Origin of the sequence: Bacillus sp. B19-2, assembly GCF_022832475.1 — a bacterium.
Taxonomy (GTDB): Bacteria; Bacillota; Bacilli; order Bacillales; family Bacillaceae; genus Bacillus; species Bacillus paralicheniformis.
In genome coordinates, this window is record NZ_JALHKQ010000002.1 from 485005 (window position 1) to 501309 (window position 16305).

At 45.9% G+C, this 16305-nt stretch carries 19 protein-coding genes; 11 read left to right on the forward strand and 8 right to left on the reverse strand.

Features of this window, described 5'->3' with window-relative positions; genetic code table 11:
- Positions 1–206: 206 nt before the first annotated feature.
- Positions 207–650 (forward strand): YwnF family protein, encoded by a 444-nt coding sequence (locus tag MST20_RS09575; protein ID WP_065644495.1) that lies wholly within the window; start codon positions 207–209, stop codon positions 648–650.
- 48 nt (positions 651–698) lie between these two features.
- On the opposite strand, the gene MST20_RS09580 is transcribed toward MST20_RS09575, so the two are convergent.
- Positions 699–1196: a GNAT family N-acetyltransferase gene (locus tag MST20_RS09580; RefSeq protein WP_243941790.1), complete on the reverse strand. Its 498-nt coding sequence runs from the start codon at positions 1194–1196 to the stop codon at positions 699–701.
- A gap of 193 nt (positions 1197–1389) precedes the next feature.
- On the opposite strand from MST20_RS09580, the gene spoIIQ reads away from it, so the two are divergent.
- The 3 genes from spoIIQ (at position 1390) to MST20_RS09595 (ending at position 3591) form a co-directional block, all read left to right on the forward strand.
- Positions 1390–2265 (forward strand): stage II sporulation protein SpoIIQ, encoded by an 876-nt coding sequence (gene spoIIQ, locus MST20_RS09585; protein WP_243941792.1) that lies wholly within the window; start codon positions 1390–1392, stop codon positions 2263–2265.
- Between the two features lie 135 nt (positions 2266–2400).
- The gene (locus tag MST20_RS09590) at positions 2401–3006 is read left to right on the forward strand and encodes a sigma-70 family RNA polymerase sigma factor (RefSeq protein WP_243941794.1); all 606 of its coding nucleotides are present in this window, start codon (positions 2401–2403) and stop codon (positions 3004–3006) included.
- Between the two features lie 12 nt (positions 3007–3018).
- Positions 3019–3591: an ATP-dependent Clp protease proteolytic subunit gene (locus MST20_RS09595; protein WP_243941796.1), complete on the forward strand. Its 573-nt coding sequence runs from the start codon at positions 3019–3021 to the stop codon at positions 3589–3591.
- 48 nt (positions 3592–3639) lie between these two features.
- On the opposite strand, the gene MST20_RS09600 is transcribed toward MST20_RS09595, so the two are convergent.
- From MST20_RS09600 to MST20_RS09610, 3 genes are all read right to left on the reverse strand, one after another.
- Positions 3640–3990, reverse strand: coding sequence for a P-II family nitrogen regulator (locus MST20_RS09600; RefSeq protein WP_003185936.1), 351 nt, complete (start codon positions 3988–3990; stop codon positions 3640–3642).
- An 18-nt stretch (positions 3991–4008) separates the two neighbouring features.
- On the reverse strand, positions 4009–5220 hold the full coding sequence (locus tag MST20_RS09605) for an ammonium transporter (RefSeq protein ID WP_243941798.1): 1212 nt from the start codon (positions 5218–5220) through the stop codon (positions 4009–4011).
- 148 nt (positions 5221–5368) lie between these two features.
- Positions 5369–6667, reverse strand: a complete 1299-nt coding sequence (locus MST20_RS09610; protein WP_243941799.1) for a hemolysin family protein — start codon at positions 6665–6667, stop codon at positions 5369–5371.
- Positions 6668–6827: 160 nt separating this feature from the next.
- Between MST20_RS09610 and MST20_RS09615 the strand changes: the two genes are divergently transcribed.
- Complete coding sequence (locus tag MST20_RS09615; protein WP_243941801.1) at positions 6828–7781, forward strand: magnesium transporter CorA family protein; 954 nt, start codon at positions 6828–6830, stop codon at positions 7779–7781.
- A 64-nt stretch (positions 7782–7845) separates the two neighbouring features.
- Complete coding sequence (locus MST20_RS09620; protein WP_243941803.1) at positions 7846–8253, forward strand: CBS domain-containing protein; 408 nt, start codon at positions 7846–7848, stop codon at positions 8251–8253.
- 37 nt (positions 8254–8290) lie between these two features.
- Here MST20_RS09620 and MST20_RS09625 read toward each other — a convergent pair whose 3' ends face one another.
- Positions 8291–9028 (reverse strand): YqjF family protein, encoded by a 738-nt coding sequence (locus MST20_RS09625; protein ID WP_243941804.1) that lies wholly within the window; start codon positions 9026–9028, stop codon positions 8291–8293.
- Between the two features lie 129 nt (positions 9029–9157).
- Between MST20_RS09625 and MST20_RS09630 the strand changes: the two genes are divergently transcribed.
- Complete coding sequence (locus MST20_RS09630; protein ID WP_243941806.1) at positions 9158–9979, forward strand: manganese catalase; 822 nt, start codon at positions 9158–9160, stop codon at positions 9977–9979.
- 130 nt (positions 9980–10109) lie between these two features.
- Positions 10110–11039 carry a manganese-dependent inorganic pyrophosphatase gene (locus MST20_RS09635; protein ID WP_243941808.1) on the forward strand — a complete coding sequence of 310 codons (930 nt, stop codon included), beginning with the start codon at positions 10110–10112 and terminating at the stop codon, positions 11037–11039.
- Between the two features lie 41 nt (positions 11040–11080).
- Here MST20_RS09635 and MST20_RS09640 read toward each other — a convergent pair whose 3' ends face one another.
- From MST20_RS09640 to MST20_RS09650, 3 genes are all read right to left on the reverse strand, one after another.
- A complete protein-coding gene (locus tag MST20_RS09640) occupies positions 11081–11659 on the reverse strand; it encodes an undecaprenyl-diphosphatase (protein ID WP_243941810.1) in 579 nt (192 codons plus the stop codon).
- 149 nt (positions 11660–11808) lie between these two features.
- Positions 11809–13002, reverse strand: a complete 1194-nt coding sequence (locus MST20_RS09645) for an MFS transporter (RefSeq protein ID WP_243941813.1) — start codon at positions 13000–13002, stop codon at positions 11809–11811.
- Positions 13003–13005: 3 nt separating this feature from the next.
- Entirely contained in the window at positions 13006–13434 is a 429-nt protein-coding gene (locus MST20_RS09650; protein WP_243941815.1) for a MarR family winged helix-turn-helix transcriptional regulator, read from the reverse strand.
- A gap of 336 nt (positions 13435–13770) precedes the next feature.
- On the opposite strand from MST20_RS09650, the gene spoIIID reads away from it, so the two are divergent.
- The 3 genes from spoIIID (at position 13771) to MST20_RS09665 (ending at position 16278) form a co-directional block, all read left to right on the forward strand.
- The gene (gene spoIIID, locus MST20_RS09655) at positions 13771–14046 is read left to right on the forward strand and encodes a sporulation transcriptional regulator SpoIIID (RefSeq protein WP_003185911.1); all 276 of its coding nucleotides are present in this window, start codon (positions 13771–13773) and stop codon (positions 14044–14046) included.
- 185 nt (positions 14047–14231) lie between these two features.
- A complete protein-coding gene (mbl, locus tag MST20_RS09660) occupies positions 14232–15233 on the forward strand; it encodes a cell shape-determining protein Mbl (protein ID WP_003185909.1) in 1002 nt (333 codons plus the stop codon).
- Positions 15234–15438: 205 nt separating this feature from the next.
- Positions 15439–16278: a flagellar hook-basal body protein gene (locus MST20_RS09665; RefSeq protein WP_243941818.1), complete on the forward strand. Its 840-nt coding sequence runs from the start codon at positions 15439–15441 to the stop codon at positions 16276–16278.
- The last annotated feature ends 27 nt before the right edge of the window (positions 16279–16305 follow it).

The window sequence follows — 16305 nt, forward strand, 5'->3', positions numbered from 1 at the left end:
TGTTTTTATACATTCCATTTATAACAGTTACTCCCCTTTCAAGCAACCACTCATGTTATACGGGGCGGGGGACGGAAAGTTCCTAATAAAAAGGGGAAAGGCAAAAAACTGTAAAACATGTTGGATCTAAGTTACGATATACATATAAAAAGCGTGATTTAATTAGCGAAACAACGCCTCTTTAACCAAAACGGGAGGGATTGATTATGGAGATGGAACGTTTCCATCAAATGCCGGCTTTTATGAAAGAAGAAATGGATAACCTCAAGCATGTGGCGGCGCCGTTCTTAAAGAAAAGACTGATATTTCTTTTTATCGCGATTCCGCTGCTTGTCGCTTCATTGGTTTATCTGTCCTCTTTTTGGGGGCAGGCATCCTATGGAACCGATTCAATGATAAAAATCGGCTGCGCTGCCGCAGCAGCAGCTTTCGGCATGGCGCTGTTCAGAGAGTCGTCTTACCAAAAAAGAAATGTTCAGCAATCGGTGATGAAATATATTTTGGAACGGATGCAAACAAGCGAAGTGCTTTCCGATGAACGGAAAAGCCGCTACGTTCGGGCGGTCAAGGAAGAGCCGTTTACTGTGATGAGAAGCTTTTTGGAATTTTTAAATGAAGAAGAGATCAGAAGGCGCAGGCTGGCTGAATGATGAAAGAAAAAAGAGCTGCATGACAGCTCTTTTTTTGTGCCATGATGATCAGGCTTCATTCAATTCTTTTCCTAATATTTTTAAATCGTACCGGATTCCGTCCATCTCGGCGATTCCGGGAAAGTGTCCCCACTCGGTAAAGCCGTATTTTTTGAAAAGCTTGATGCTCGGTTCGTTGTGGGCGAAAATAAACGCCATTAAAGAACGGATTCCAAGCTTTGGCGCAGCTACAAGCGCTTTTTCAAGCACCGCTGAACCCGCCCCTTTGCCGCGGTGGTCTTCATGAAGGTAAATGCTGACTTCGGCGGTTTTGTTATAGGCGGGCCTTCCGTAAAAGGATTCGAAGCTGACCCAGCCGGTGATATCCCCTTGTTCATTTTCCACAATATAAAGAGGCCTTGCCTCGGTATGGTTCAAAAACCAGTTCAGCCTTTCTTCAGGTGTGACGGGTTCTGTATCTGCCGTAACCATTCGCGACGCAATGGTGGAGTTGTAAATATCGACTACTGCGGGAAGGTCTCCCCGATTGGCGATCCGTAGTTTCATTCTCTTTGTCCTTTCTTCATATGTTATATCTTCGGCGTTTTTTCCGTTATCATGCACATTGGTGAAATTTCAGGTTTTAGGGCGGTTTTTACATAAAAACGAAGCAGCCGGTGCAGACTAATTTGAAAAAAAGTTTTTTGTAAATGTATATATTTTCTGAAAAGTGTTCAGAATGTTGCTGAGGTGATGAGTAATGAAAGAGGAAGAAAAGAATCGTACTTCCAAAATCACAAAGCTGCAACAGTTTTTTCGTAAACGCTGGGTATTTCCGGCCATCTATTTGACAAGTGCCGTCGTTGTATTAACCGCCGTTCTTTGGTATCAATCGGCTTCTAACAACGATGTAAAAGATCAGCTTGCAGACGATGGCAAGAAATCAGCCTATGATAACCGGGATGACGCGGTAGAAGTAGGCAAAGCAGTCGAAAATGTCGCAATGCCGGTTGCTGATTCTGAAAATGTTTCTGTCGTTAAAAAGTTCTTTGAAACTGACGCAACTAAAGAAGAGAAAGAAGCAGCACTTGTAAACTATAATAACACGTACAGCATGAGCAAAGGTATCGACTTGGCTGAGAAAGACGGAAAAACATTCGATGTTTCCGCATCTCTCAGCGGTACGGTCATCAAAGCTGCAAAAGACCCTGTACTGGGCTACGTTGTTGAAGTTGAACATGAAAATGGTTTATCAACTGTGTATCAGTCTCTTTCTGAAGTAAGCGTCAAACAAGGTGACAAGATTGAACAAAATCAAGTCATCGGAAAAGCAGGCAAAAACCTTTACAATGAAGAAGGCGGAAACCATGTACATTTTGAAATCCGAAAAGACGGTGTTGCGCTAAACCCGTTGAATTTCATGGACAAGCCGGTCTCCAGCATCGAAAAAGCGGTGGAGGAACAAGCGGCTGAAATGAAGGAACCTGCTCAGCCTTCTGTTGAAGAAAAGCCAAAAACAGAAGACAAAGCGAAAGATCAAACAGGTGGAAAAGACGACAAAACCAAACGGGAAGATTCGTCTGAAGGGTCAGAAAATCAAGACGGAACCCAGTCTGACGATTCAAGCCAGTCATAAGGCACGCTTCACTCAGGGCGCCTATCAAATACGATAGGCGCCTTTTTTGTTACAATCATAAAAAACCCGTATCAAATTTGCAGAGCCAGCCGTTTATTAAGTAAGAGGCCTCTTTTAAGGAGTGTGAATGCATTCATGAATGAGCTAGAACAGCAAGCGCTGATGAAGTATTGCATGAGAATGACAGGTGATAAATGGGATGCTGAGGATTTAGTCCAGGACACCATCCTGAAGTTAATAGAAATCAATCGAACAGACGCCTCACATGCTTATCAAAAGACGGTGGCAAAGCATAAATGGATTGACCTGCTCAGAAAAAGAAAGCGCGAAATCTTTCTGTCTGAAGACAATCTGGAAGACGGGCGGGCAGAGCGCATGCAGGCGGCCGATGATTTCGAGCACCTGCTGAAACAGCTTTCCGGTATTTTAACGCCGAAGCAATTAACGATTTTTCTGCTCAAAGATGTGTTTTCCTTTCAGCTGCACGAAATCGCCGAGGCGCTCGGGAAGCCCGAATCATCCGTCAAGTCGCTTTTATTCAGATCGCGTCAGCGATTAAAAAGCCTTTCTCCGGATATTCTGCAAAGGGAAGCGGCGGACGGGGATGACGAACATATTGGTCTGCTTGTTCAGGCGATATTGTATCACAACCCCGATGATCTGCTCGAATTTGCCAAACAGACATGGCTTTTCGGCGCTTCACAGCCGTCTTGCGTCAGCATGATGAGGTGTGCTGCCTAGGAGGAAAAGGCTATGAACACCATTCCTTACGTCATTGAGAAAACGGCTGCCGGTGAAAGGTCGTACGATATTTTTTCCAGACTTTTAAAAGACCGGATCATTATGATCGGCTCTGAATTCAACGATGACCTCGCCAATCGGGTCACCGCCCAGTTGCTGTTTTTGTCAGCCGAAGACAATGAAAAAGACATTTCGATCTATATCAACAGCCCGGGCGGATCAACTTCCGCGGGATATGCGATTTTGGATACGATGGACTATGTGAAGCCGGATGTCCGCACGATCTGCGTCGGAATGGCAGCTTCCATGGGAGCGATGCTCCTCGCCGGCGGAACAAAAGGCAAACGGTATGCGCTCAAAAACAGCGAAATCATGATCCATCAGCCGCTCGGCGGCGTCAAAGGACAGGCGACAGACATGGAGATTTCAGCGAAGCGGATCATCAAACTGAGGGAAAAAATCGAGCGCTTCTTTCACGAACGAACCGGCCAGCCCATTGAAAAACTAAAAGCCGACATGGAACGCGATTATTTTATGGATGCGGACGAAGCGAAGGCATACGGTGTTATTGACGCCGTTTTATAACATCAGAAAAGCTCCCGGCTCAACTCCAGCCGGGAGCTTCGATCTTTTTTATAAAGCGTCAGGACCTTCTTCGCCTGTGCGGATGTTGATGGTGTTTTTAATTTCGTATATGAAGATCTTGCCGTCACCGGGTTCCCCGGTTTTCAGGACGTTTTGCGCCGTCTCGGCCACCTTTTCGACAGGCACTTTACTAACGACGATTTCGACTTTCAACCTTTCATACACATTGCTTTCGCGTTTGACCCCGCGGTAAAGCTCTGTATGCCCTTTTTGCAGGCCGCATCCGTGTACATTGTAAAACGTAATGGACGTTACCCCGATTTTGGCCAGCTCCGTTTTCAGCTTTTCAAAGTTTGTAGGACGAGTTACAATTTCCACCTTATACATTTGACCGCTCATACCATCACTCCTGACAAATTAATCTTGATACGCTTTTTCGCCGTGCAGCGTCAGATCGAGGCCCAATGATTCTTCATCCTCTGAGGCACGGAGTTTAAAGAAGATACTGACTATCTTAATAATAGCGTATGTGACGATTGCGACAAACAAATATGTTGCGGCAATCGCAATCAGCTGTTTCCAAAGGAGACTGATATCTCCGTAAAAAAGCCCGTTTGCTCCGTCTGCGTTGACTGATGTCGTCGCGAACAAGCCCGTCGCGATTCCGCCCCATGTTCCGCCGAGCCCGTGAAGACCGAAGGCATCGAGCGCATCATCGTAGCCGAATTTTTTCTTCAGCGAAAACACACCCCAGAAACAGACGATTCCACCGATGAGCCCGATCCATACAGATGAGAAAGGTGTAACAAAGCCTGCGCCCGGCGTAATCGCGACAAGTCCCGCAATCGCTCCCGAGACGGCGCCGAGCATCGTCGGCTTTTTATTGATCAGCCATTCTGCCAAAATCCAGCCGATCAGCCCCGCGGCCGCAGCCGTATTCGTGTTGATTAAAGCGGTCATGGCGACTTCATCGATCGTCAGCGCGCTTCCGACGTTGAACCCGAACCATCCGAACCAGATCAAAGTCGCCCCGAGCAAGGTCAGAAGGAGGTTGTGTGGGGCTGTGTCGCTGATATTTTTCCGTTTGCCGAGAACAATCGCAACGACAAGGCCGGCTACACCGGAAGAGATGTGGACGACGTTGCCGCCGGCAAAATCAATCGCTCCCAGCTCGTCAAGCCAGCCTCCGCCCCATACCCAGTGGGCGACCGGCGAGTAAACAAAAACCGCCCAGAGCACTGAGAAAAGAATAAAGGCCGGAAAGCGCATGCGCTCCGCAAAGCTTCCGGAAATAATCGCAGTCGTCAGTACGGCAAATGTCAATTGGAACATCATATAAAGCGTATGCGGGATCGTCTCCGAATAATCGGCATTGGGTTCAAAGCCGACACCTTGCAGTCCGATCCAATCCAAACCCCCGATCAATGGGTTTCCGGGAGCGAAAGCGAGCGAATAGCCGAACAAAATCCATATGATAGAAACGATGGCAATTGAAGATAAACTGTGCATAACGGTGCTGAGCACATTTTTGCTCCTGACAAGTCCTCCGTAAAATAAAGCGATGCCCGGCGTCATCAGCCACACGAGCAAAGCGCAAAAGAACATAAATACTGTATCCCCCATCTGCATGTTTCATTCCTCCGTAGTCATTTAGATTGAGAGCAGATCTCTTTTTCTTTCATTATAGTGACAAAAGGGAGATATCATGATGAACATGTCAGATTTCCTTACATGGTTTTCGGGAAGAAAAGTGGACAGGGAGAGGCTGAAAGGGGGATTAAGCGGTTTTTTCAACCTCAACTGCAACGATTCGATGTCCGTCCATATCTTTTACTTTGAAACGGTAGCCTTCACTTTCGATCGCCGTTCCGGGCTTGCTCTCAATATTCTGCGTCAGCATCCAGCCGCCGATTGTATCAATCTCCTCATCTGATAAATGAATTCCGAGCAGGTCGTTTACATCGCTGACCAGTACTTTACCGCTAAGGATGTAATGGTCATCTTCCAGTTTCTGAACAGCAGATACTTCTTCACTATCGAATTCATCGCGAATCTCGCCGACGATTTCCTCGACGATATCCTCAACCGTCACAAGGCCGGATGTTCCGCCATACTCATCTACTAGAATCGCCATATGTGTATGCTCTTTTTGCATTTTGACGAACAGCTGGTAGACGGGAATTGTTTCAATCACATGGATAACCGGATGGATATATGGCTTTAACGGTTTTGTTTCTAAAGAAAACCCGCCTGCAAGCTCAGCCAGCAGCAGTTCTTTTATATTGATCATTCCGGTGATGTGATCCTTATCTTCCTCCATGACGGGGAAGCGGGTGTGCTTTGTTTCTTTGATGAGCTGCTTCACTTTTTTTACACTGTCATCAAGAGACAGGACGGTCATTTCATTGCGGGGCACCATAATTTCTTTTGCCGTACGTTCGTCGAATTTAAAAATGTTGTTTACATATCTCAATTCATTTTGGTTGATTTCCCCGCTTTGATAGCTTTCAGATAAAAGCGTTCGCAGCTCTTCCTCCGAATATGCCAATTCGTGTTCACCAGTCGGCTTCAGGCCGAACAGACTTGTGATCATGCGGGCTGAATGATTGAGCAGCCATATAAAAGGAAACATGATTCTGTAAAACCAGATCATCGGCTGTGCAAAAAGCAGAGTAACAGTTTCCGCTTTTTGAATGGCGATCGTTTTTGGCGCCAGCTCTCCGATCACAACATTGAGATAAGTGACCGATAAAAAAGCGGCCAAAAATGAAAGAATATGTGTCACCGACTCGTTCAAGCCGATTTTTGAGAAAAGGGGATGCAGCAAGCTCTGCATCGTCGGTTCACCAAGCCAGCCGAGGCCCAATGCTGTTACGGTGATTCCAAGCTGGCAGGCTGACAAGTATTCATCAAGGTGTGAGGTCACTTCTTTTGCGGCAAGTGCGCCCTTTTTTTTCTGAATGATCAATTGGTCGATCTTTGTCCGCCTTACTTTGACGATGGCGAATTCGACCGCGACGAAAAAGCCCGTTAATGCGATTAATCCTGCCACTGCCATCAGCTTCAATAATTCCAATGCCCCGCCTTCTCAAAAAGAAGGCGCCACCTCCTTTTCTATGAAAAACTCATACTGGCTTCATACCACGTGCCGCAGCGCGGCAAACATGATGTTTATTTACGCGGAGGGCGGGCAAAGAAATATAAAACGAATGGGCCGGAAGAGGAGGAGACGACATATGAGAGTTTTTCAGGGAGAGGGCTGGACATGGTATCAGCTCGGACCTCACGAAAAAGCGACAGCACAAGGGCTGATCCAGCCCGATCATTGGCCGGAATGCCGAAACTGGTTTCAAGGCGTTCCTTCGGCCAATATCAATTGCATTGATATCAATGCTGCCGTTCAAGGCAAGGAAGCGATCTACGGTTCATATATTTATGACCAGGAAGCGGAAGTTCAACAAAACCGGACAGCATTTCATTTTTACTTAACGAAAAACTATTTTTTCACAATGAATTTAGATATCTCGCAATTTGAGGAGGCAAACAGGAGGCCGATCGATCAACACTTGAAGCGATGCAAAGATGCCCCAGAAGTGTTTCTGGTCCTGCTGGGCGAACTGATGAGAATGTATTTAAAGGAACTTGAGCACTTTGAAGTTCACCTTGGAAAAGTAAGATGGGGGTTTCACCATGACAACAATAAAAGCATCATTGAACTGATTCATAAGCGGCGTCACGAACTGCTCGTCATAAGAAGTTTAATTTTATCGATGAAAAAGGTAGCAATGGGCTTGAAAGAAACTTTTTTAAGCAAATCGTTTGATGAAATCGAACAGCGCAGGACGTTTCACGAAATCGACAGGGGCATGTCATTGATCAAAGAGTATGCGAATGAAATCAATTATTTGCTCCATTCCGAGGAAGTGGTGACATCCCACAGAGGCAATGAAATCTTTAAAGCGCTGACGATTTTCACGACGATCTTTACGCCGATGACGGCTTTCGGCGCCCTGTGGGGAATGAACTTCGAAGTCATGCCTGAACTCTCATTAAAGTACGGCTATTTATTTTCGCTGATTTTAATCGCCGTTTCTACCATCCTTGTGTATTGGTATTTGAAAAAGAAAGGCTGGACCGGCGATTTATTGAAGGATAAAAAACGATATATGAAAAGGAAAGGACTCTTTTAAATAGGTTTAAGCCCGGGGTATATCGGAAAAGCACATAATAACCCCAGTAAAGGAGGAATTCCGAATGAAACTAAAGGACATCATGACAACCAATGCCGAATGCTGTGAGCCTTCTGCTCCGATTGCTGAAATTGCCGGAAAGATGCGTGATTACAATGTAGGTTCAATTCCAGTCTGCGAGAACGGCAATTTGACGGGAATCGTTTCGGACCGGGATATCGTCATCAGATGTGTAGCCGAAAATGAAACGGACGCAGCTGCTCGGGATATCATGAGCACACGGATGGTGACCGGACGCCCGGATATGTCGGCTGAAGAGGCAGGAGATCTGATGGCGGAACACCAAATTCGCAGGCTGCCGATAGTTGAAGATGGCCGTCTCGTCGGAATCGTAGCTTTGGGGGATCTCTCCGTCTCACATGCGGATGAGAAAGCGGGAGAAGCATTAAGCGAAATTTCAAAACCGGCTTAAACAGGGTGAAGGAAGAGCGTTTTCAGCTCTTCCTTTTTTATGTTTCTTCACTTTCCCACTTTTTCAGCGGCCAAAATAAGACGTGCTGCTTTTTTGCATAATGAAGAAGGGGTGCTGTGTGTGGGAGTGTAAGATTGTTTGCGCCGGTGAGCGAACCCGGAAAAATATCAGCTTCAGCATGCTGCAGCTGCCACTCTGAATGGTGGATATCTTCATAATAGAGCTCGTTTTTATGCATGGTGTATAAACGGTACCTTTCAGCAAGCCAGTATTCAAGCGTTCCTTTATCAGCTGAGAATGGCTCCGATACCGGTTGATATTCTGCATAAAACGCTGCTTGTGAACGTTTTCTCGCACTCGTCAGCTGAAAGCGATCTTCATGTTGTGCAAAGCGCATCCCGGCGTGAAAATAAGGCAAGTGGAACATTGTACGCGCGCCGGCGACGACTAAGCGCGAAGCAGCGTCAAGACTGAAAAAATAAATGCTCGGTACTCCTTTATATGATACATATGTCCGGACGTTCAGCTCGGGAAAGTTGCTGATGAAAGGAAAGGGCAGCAAAAAACGGGGACGCATATTTGTCAGCAGAAAAGGCAAGATGCCGATCCACGCTTTTCCGTTGAATGTCTCCAGTTCCAAGGCCGCCGGTATTCGTCCGCGAATGGCTTCAGGATCAACAGCCCAATGAGCAAATAATACATGATTCCATGTTTGCGTCATCATCCACGGTCCTTCAGGCGGCGGAAAAGGGCGGTGTGAAGTATTTTTTATCATAAAACAGCACTCCTTTGATTCGAATGTTGACCCGTTTGCAACACATCCCAAGCCTGTTGTACGGTTTTATCATTTCCCTTTTCGGTTAATTCAAAAACGAGGATATAAAAAACGGAGGAGTGATGTGGTTTGTTCAAGCATACGAAAGTGCTTCAGTACCCTGCGAAACCTGAAAGACCCGATCCTGTCTTCGCAAAGAAAATGCAGGAAATACTCGGCGGTCAGTACGGAGAAATATCTGTGGCCATGCAATACCTTTTTCAAGGGTGGAATACAAGGGGAAATGAAAAGTATAAAGATTTGCTCATGGACACGGCGGCAGAAGAAATCGGACACGTCGAAATGATCGCGACGATGATCGCACGCCTGCTTGAAGACGCTCCGGTTTACGAGCAAGAAAAAGCCGCAGACGATCCTGTCATCGGCGCCATTATGGGCGGAATGAACCCTCACCATGCGATCGTTTCCGGACTGGGAGCCATGCCCGAAAACAGCACCGGCGTTCCGTGGAATGCAGGCTATATTGTAGCGAGCGGCAATCTTCTGGCCGATCTGCGCGCAAATGTCAACGCTGAATCGCAAGGCAGACTGCAAGTCGCGCGGCTGCGCGAAATGACGGATGACAATGGTGTACAAGATATGCTCGGCTTTCTTTTGGCAAGAGACACGATGCACCAAAACCAATGGATCGCCGCAATCAAAGAGTTGGAAGAAAAAGAAGGCGTCATCGTGCCTGGCACGGTTCCGGATGAAAATGAAAAAGAAGACATTGCGCATACTTTATACAATTTCTCGGATGGAGAAGAAAGCGCGCAGTTTGATTGGCTGAAAGAGAAGGCGCCGGACGGAGCGGCATTCCACTACGAGAGCGGCCCTGTCGCATATGGAGAAAAACCGGTCTTGAAGCCCGCTCCAAAACGAAGCCACAATACACCTGATTATGGAGAATAGAGCCGAACGGCTCTTTTTTTATTTTTTAAAATGACAAAACACTCCGTACATATTAAAATAAGTGACAGATTTGCAGATTTTTTTATTGTTAGGTAAGCTTACTATAAAAACAACAGTAAGGAGTTATATCATGAGTAAAGTACTTATTTTTGGCCACAAAAATCCGGATACGGATACGATTTGTTCAGCGATTGCATATGCCGAATTAAAAAAGGAGCTCGGCATAGACGCAGAACCCGTCCGCCTCGGCGAAATCAACGGCGAAACCGAATTCGCGCTTGAGAAATTCAATGCAGAAGTACCCCGCCTTGTGAACACTGTTGCGAATGAAACTGACAGCGTGATTCTGGTTGACCATAATGAGCGCCAGCAGAGCGTCGATGACCTGGATCAAGTTCGCGTGCTTGAAGTCATCGATCACCACAGGATCGCCAATTTTGAAACGAGCGACCCTCTGTATTATCGCGCAGAGCCTGTAGGCTGCACGGCAACAATCTTAAACAAGCTCTATAAAGAAAACGGCGTCGAAATTAAAAAAGATATCGCAGGATTGATGCTGTCGGCGATCATCTCAGACTCCCTCTTATTCAAATCTCCGACTTGCACGGACGAAGATGTCAAAGCTGCAAAAGAATTGGCTGAGATTGCCGGCGTTGATGCTGACAGCTATGGACTCGACATGCTGAAAGCCGGAGCTGATTTGAGCGCAAAAACGATTCCTCAGCTTCTCTCTCTTGACGCAAAAGAGTTTACGATGGGAAGCCATAAAGTGGAGATCGCGCAGGTTAACACTGTCGATACAAACGACGTTCTCTCCCGCAAAGAGGAAGTTGACGCAGAACTTGCAAAAGTGGTGTCTGAAAAAGGATTGGATCTATTTGTGTTTGTCGTAACCGACATTTTAACAAACGACTCGGTTGTCGTCGCTTCAGGACAAGCTGCACAAGCAGTGGAAAAAGCGTTCAATGTCACATTGTCAGACAACACAGCGACACTGAAAGGCGTTGTATCCCGCAAAAAACAAATTGTTCCGCCGTTAACCGAAGCTTTAAAAGGTTAAGGAAATGAAAAACACCCGAATCATGAGATTCGGGTGTTTTCTTATGCCGTTTTGGATACGGCTTTCCGCAATTTCCGCAAGATCGATTCGTAGAGTGAGATGATCCGTTCAAAAAGCGGCTGCACATACGTTGAGAATCTAAACATAACGAGTGATACCAATAAAGCGACCAAAATGCTGCCTAAAACGTCAACAGGGTAGTGGTGTCCGACCCAAATACGGGAAAAGCCCGTCAATAACCCGAAAGCAATCAGGCAGGTTCCAATTTTTCGATGATAAAGCCAAAAAGCGATCGAAATGGCTAACGCCCCGGTTGTATGATCGCTGGGAAATGAAGCGTCGGCAGCATGATGAATCAATACGTCCACATGGTGAGCGACAAACGGCCTCGGCTCATAGTAAACCAATGACAGCAAATAGTTTGCCGCCAATCCGAGAATACCCGTCACACCGGCCTGAAGAACGCTTATTTTATAAGAACGGTTTCCGAAGATCCAGATCAAAAGCAAAATGAGCGCATACATGTAAATTGCTTTTTCTGTAATCAAAATCATAGCGCTGTCCAGGATGTGGTTGTGGTTTGATAATTGATGAATGCGTGTAAAAAGCCAATAGTTCAAGAAATCACCTTTTTAATAGAGTAGTAGTTTTTGGTCAGACAGTTAGGAGACGTATTTGATTTTGCAAAAGTTTCATTAAATGACAGATCGGCCTGTATCAGCCTGCATGAAAAAAGCCGGGCAATCCCGGCCCGGCGAGGTTGAACGGCTTATTCAGCCATCGATATATCCCGCTTCTCCTTTGCGAGTGCAGGTTTTTGGCTCCACGTATACAGAAACAGATTGATGAGCACAAAAACGCCTGAGAATAAATAGATGTTTGAAAAACCGGCTTGTGCCACAACCAACCCGAAAACATAGGATCCAACTGCGATCCCGGTATCAAACAGCGTAAAATAAGTCGCTGTTGCATAACCGCTCCGGTGAGGCGGCGAAGCCTGAATCGCCAAGGTCTGAAGGCACGGTGTGATAGATCCGTAGCCGATGCCGATGACAGCTCCGGATAGTAAAAGCATCCCGCTGCTGTTTGTAAAAGCAAGCAGGAAAAGCCCGGCGCAAAAAATGATAATGGACGGATAAATGACGACTCCAGGGCCGACTTTATCATACAGTTTTCCCGTAAACGGCCGCGTGATCATCATTGTCACCGCGAACACCATAAAGAAATAACTGCTTGCTTCAATAAGGCCGAGAGATTTGGCATAAACAGAGATGAAGGAAATGACGCTTGAATAACAAAACGACACGAACAATCCGACCGTGGCAATCCGAATCGCGCCCTTTTCAAACATGTTGGAAAAAGACAACCTGAACACAGCCGAACGGATGTCGTTTCCTTTAGGAATCCGGACCAGTGCCGTGCAGAGGATGGCCACAGTGACGATTCCTGAAAATAAAATAAACAGATCGGAAAAACTCATTTTATCCAGCAGGTTCAACGCGATAAACGGACCGATGACAACCGCCAAATTCATCGACATGGCAAAGTAGCCCAAACCTTCCCCGCGGCGGGCCGGCGGAATTAAATCGGCTGCAATTGCACTCGTCACCGTCGTGATGATGCTGAACCAAATGCCTTGGAAAAAGCGAATGCCGAGCAGCAAGTAGATATCATGAATGAAGATATAAAGAAATGATGCCAAAGTAAACAGCACGACGCTGATGAGCGCCATTCTTTTTTTACCAAAGCGCTCAATAACCGCTCCCGAAAACGGCCTTGCAAAAATCGCGGACAGCATGAAGCCGCTGATCAAAAGGCCGCCCTCTGACTCGGAGCCGCCGAGCTCCTGCATTGCATAGACCGGAAGCACGGTCAACAGTGCGTAAAAATAGACGAATATAAATAAATTAATTAAAACGACCATGATAAAATCTCTGGTCCAAATGGCTTCAGCTTGTTTCATAGGCTACAACTCCTCCTGATGTCCTTCTAATAATTGATTTAACAGCCTTTGAAATGTTTTTTTATCCCGTTCTTCAAATACGGAAAGCATTTCCTCTTCAAATTCTTTCATTTTTAATTGAATGTCATCATATTTAATTTTGGCTTCTTCTGTCATTTTGACGACTTTTTCCCGTTTGTCATCGCCCTGTATCCGTTCAACCCAGCCGTTTTTTTCGAGGCGGCGGACGGTTCTCGTCACGGTCGGCGCCTCGACGTGCAAGTAAGTCCATATGTCTTTTTGCGTCATCGGTCCGTAAGTGTGAAGACAGTATAGGATCGACCACTGTGAACCGTAAAGGCCGTACGCTTCGAGCTGTTCATTCGTTTTTTTCGCAACCATCCGCGTGCTTTGATTGAGCTGGTGAATAATCTTTCGATTGATATGTTCCATTCCCGGACTCCTTCAAAATAGTTACCTAGGTAAATAATAAACTTTATTCATTTTATCGGAAGTCAAGATTAGTGTAAAGTTAAAATTTTTGAAGCCCGAAATAAAATTATCAGAGAAGGCCCTTGTCCTCCTTGAGTTTTTAGCATAATCCCATTTAAATGCTAATACACTGATACAAACCTAACAAAGAGAGTGTTTGAGGTGAGGGATCGTGGGAGTATTTCAAAATTCTACTTGGAAAAGCATAAAACGAAGAAGCTGCGCAAATAGCGAATTTTTTCACAAGACGGATCTCATTTCACACTTCTCACATCCATTTTAGGGAGGTCGAGTGGTGTGCACGATTACATCAAAGAGCGAACAATCAAGATAGGGAAGTACATCGTGGAGACGAAAAAAACGGTTCGTGTGATAGCGAAGGAGTTTGGTGTTTCCAAAAGTACCGTTCACAAAGATTTGACAGAAAGGCTGCCTGAAATTAATCCTGACCTGGCCAATGAAGTAAAAGAAATTCTTGATTATCATAAATCAATCAGACATTTGCGGGGCGGAGAAGCGACAAAACTAAAATACAAGAAAGAGGAAATCTTTGAAAGAGAACCCGTGCAATAAGGAATAATGGCTCAGAAACGAACAGCGTTTATCAGAATTTCCCGGTATCCTCCGTAAAAAGCCACAAAAATTTTATGAAGAACTTTAATAAGCTCTCTTTTTTTTCTAATATTTATGATAAAATATATAATTAGGGCAGAATGTGGACATTGCTGTGAAACAGATTTCGAGGAGGATATAGATAGATGTTTGCAAGGGATATTGGTATTGACCTTGGTACAGCGAATGTGCTGATCCATGTCAAAGGAAAAGGTATTGTCTTAAATGAACCATCAGTTGTTGCTCTTGACAAAAACAATGGGAAAGTGCTCGCTGTCGGTGAAGAAGCAAGGAGAATGGTAGGACGTACACCTGGGAATATTGTTGCGATACGTCCATTAAAAGACGGCGTCATTGCCGATTTTGAAGTAACGGAAGCCATGCTGAAGCATTTCATTAACAAGCTGAATGTAAAAGGTCTTTTCTCAAAGCCGCGCATGCTGATTTGCTGCCCTACAAATATTACTTCTGTGGAGCAGAAGGCTATCAGAGAAGCTGCCGAAAAAAGCGGCGGAAAGCATGTCTATTTGGAGGAAGAACCTAAGGTGGCCGCAATCGGAGCGGGAATGGATATTTTCCAGCCAAGCGGAAACATGGTAGTTGATATCGGCGGTGGAACGACAGATATCGCAGTCATCTCAATGGGCGATATTGTCACCGCCTCTTCTATTAAAATGGCTGGGGACAAGTTTGATCTTGAAATCTTGAATTACATTAAACGCGAGTACAAGCTGCTCATAGGCGAACGGACAGCCGAAGACATTAAGATTAAAGTCGCAACTGTTTTCCCAGACGCACGTCACGAGGAAATTTCCATCCGCGGCCGCGACATGGTCACAGGATTGCCGAGAACCATTACGGTAACGAGCAAAGAGGTGGAAGAAGCGCTGCGCGAATCTGTATCTGTCATTGTACAGGCTGCCAAGCAGGTGCTCGAAAGAACCCCGCCTGAGCTGTCAGCCGACATTATCGACAGAGGCGTTATCATTACAGGAGGCGGCGCATTGTTAAACGGTCTTGACCAGCTTCTTGCAGAAGAGCTGAAAGTGCCGGTTCTCGTTGCCGAAAATCCGATGGATTGTGTGGCAGTCGGTACGGGTGTCATGCTTGATAACATGGACAAGCTTCCTAAGCGCAAACTGAGCTGATCAGAAGCCTCATTCTTTTTTAGAATGAGGTTTTTTATGTGAAATGCTTTAAAGGAACCGAATGGCTGCCGATAAAAAGAGTAGTATGTTTGAATACCATTATAGAACAAATGTTCTGTATTAGCAAATATAAATTGCAAGCCTTTCGCAAAAGAGGTTTTTTCGAGAGAAACTCTGGAGCATGACACTTATTTGAGGTGAAATGATGTTAAAAGGACTTTATACAGCGACTACAGCAATGATCACCCAGCAGCGCCGCACAGAGATGCTGACGAATAATATCGCGAACGCAAATACGCCGGGATATAAAGAAGACCAAGGGTCAATCCGTTCTTTTCCGGAAATGCTTTTGAGCCGGATTGAATCCGATTCTGTCAAGGCCGGCAGCGCTTCGCGTTCGTTTTCAACACAGACGCCGATCGGTTCTATCAATACAGGGGTATACATGCAGGAACTGAAGCCTCAATTCTCGCAAGGCGATCTGCAAAGCACGAATGAGCCGACAGATATTGCAATCAGCGAAACCGAAGTTCCGGTCAACGGGGAAACAAACGATAAAGCAGCGCTTTTCTACGCGGTCCGGCTTGAAAATGGGGATGTACGCTATTCAAGAAGCAGCCGTTTTTCTTTAAATGAAAACAATCAATTGACAATAAACGGCCGACTCGTCCTTTCAACGGAAAACCGGCCGATTACGGTGGGAAGCGAGAATTTTCAAGTCGCTGAGGACGGAACGGTGACTGAAAACGGCCAAAATCTCGGAAGGATCGATGTCAGGATCGCGCTCGATACGAGAAATTTAGCAAGAGAAGGCGATGATCTGTATCGTACTGAAAACGGTGAGGCGCTGCCAAGCGCAGTCGGCAATCCCGAAGTCACTTATTCTGTCAAGCAAGGGATGACGGAACGGTCGAATGTCGACGTGACGAGAGCCTATACGGAAATGACCGCTGCCTACCGCTCGTTTGAAGCCAACCAAAAAGTTCTACAGGCTTATGATAAAAGCATGGAAAAGGCGGCCAATGAGATTGGAAGGATCGGATAAATGACCGATCGCGATCAGCGTAAATGG